Annotated in this window: 2 protein-coding genes; both read left to right on the plus strand. The window is 71.0% G+C overall.

Annotated features, from left to right (window positions below; translation table 11 throughout):
- Nucleotides 1–138, plus strand: a 138-nt coding sequence (locus tag ACFVQZ_RS36460; protein ID WP_383629181.1) for a carbohydrate-binding domain-containing protein, incomplete at its 5' end; no start/stop codon positions are given.
- Between the two features lie 106 nt (nt 139–244).
- Nucleotides 245–1,494, plus strand: a 1,250-nt coding sequence (locus ACFVQZ_RS36465) for a cellulase family glycosylhydrolase (protein ID WP_383629179.1), incomplete at its 3' end; no start/stop codon positions are given.

The raw sequence follows: 1,494 nt of genomic DNA on the forward strand, positions 1-1,494 counted from the left end.
GGCGGCGACGGGGGCTGGAGCACGGCGCCGAACGGGTATCCCTACTGCGCGAGCGCGTCGTCGGACCCGGACGGGGACGGCTGGGGCTGGGAGAACAGCGCCTCGTGCGTCGTGCGCGGCTCCTCTCCCGACCGTTGAGCCGACCTCCGCAGCGCGATCACGCGCATGAAGCGGTTCACAGAACAATCCATCCGACGAGGGATGGTGAGCGCGCTCGCGAGCGAGCGCAGGACGAAGGAGCTCGATGATCGAGAACAGCACACGAAGGGTGCGCACCCGTGCGACGTCCGTCGCGGCGTGCGTCGCCGCGCTCGGCCTCGCCGGGTCGGCGGCGCTCGCGCTCGCCTCTTCGGCGGCGGCGGACGAGGCGACCACGGACGGCCTGCACGTCGTCGACGGCCGGCTCGTCGAGGCGGACGGGAGCGACCTCGTCCTCCGTGGGGTCAACCACGCCCACACCTGGTACACCCACGAGCTCCAGTCGTTCGAGGACATCAAGGGCACGGGCGCCAACGCGGTGCGCGTCGTCCTGTCCAGCGGCGACCAGTGGACGCGCAACGACCCGCAGGACGTCGCGCGGGTCGTCCGCGAGTGCGACGTGAACCGGCTCGTCTGCGCGCTGGAGGTGCACGACACGACGGGGTACGGCGACGAGTACGCGCCCGCCGCGGTGTCGCTCGACCGCGCCGTGGACTACTGGGAGGACCTCTACCCGACGCTCGCCGGGACGGAGGACAAGGTCCTCGTCAACATCGGCAACGAGCCGATCGGCAACGGTCCGGTCGCGGACGAGTGGGCGGCGCAGACGTCGGCCGCGATCCAGCGCCTGCGCGACATCGGGTACGAGCACACGATCGTCGTCGACGCCCCGAACTGGGGCCAGGACTGGTCACGGACGATGTACTCCCAGGCGCAGCAGGTGTTCGGCGCCGACCCCGACGCGAACGTCGTGTTCTCCGTCCACATGTACGAGGTGTACGGCGACGGGGCGGTGGTCACGGACTACCTGGAGCACTTCGTCGACGCCGGCCTGCCGCTGATCGTCGGCGAGTTCGGCCCGGCGCACTACGGCAACGACGTCGACGAGGACACGATCCTCGCCGAGACGCGGCGCCTCGGCCTCGGCTGGTTCGGCTGGTCGTGGAGCGGCAACAGCGGTGGCGTGGAGGACCTGGACCTCGTCCAGGGCTTCGAGCCGGCCTCTCCGTCCCCCTGGGGCGAGCGCCTGATCTCCGGTCCGGACGGCATCGCCGAGACGTCGCACGAGGCATCGGTCTTCGCGAGCCGCACGGACGGATGCTCGGCCGAGCTGGAGATTCAGTACCGGTGGCCGGGTGGCTACCAGGGTCAGGTGCGGGTGGAGTTCGATGGCGAGCCCGTCTCGACGTGGTCCACCTCGTGGCGCGTGCCCGCGGGCAGCGAGCTCGTGCAGACCTGGCACGGGGCGCTCTCCGTGGACGATGGGACAGCGACGGTCATCGCCGAGTCGTGGAA

The sequence above is a fragment of the Streptomyces sp. NPDC057854 genome (genome assembly GCF_042797055.1).
Taxonomy (GTDB): domain Bacteria; phylum Actinomycetota; class Actinomycetes; order Streptomycetales; family Streptomycetaceae; genus Streptomyces.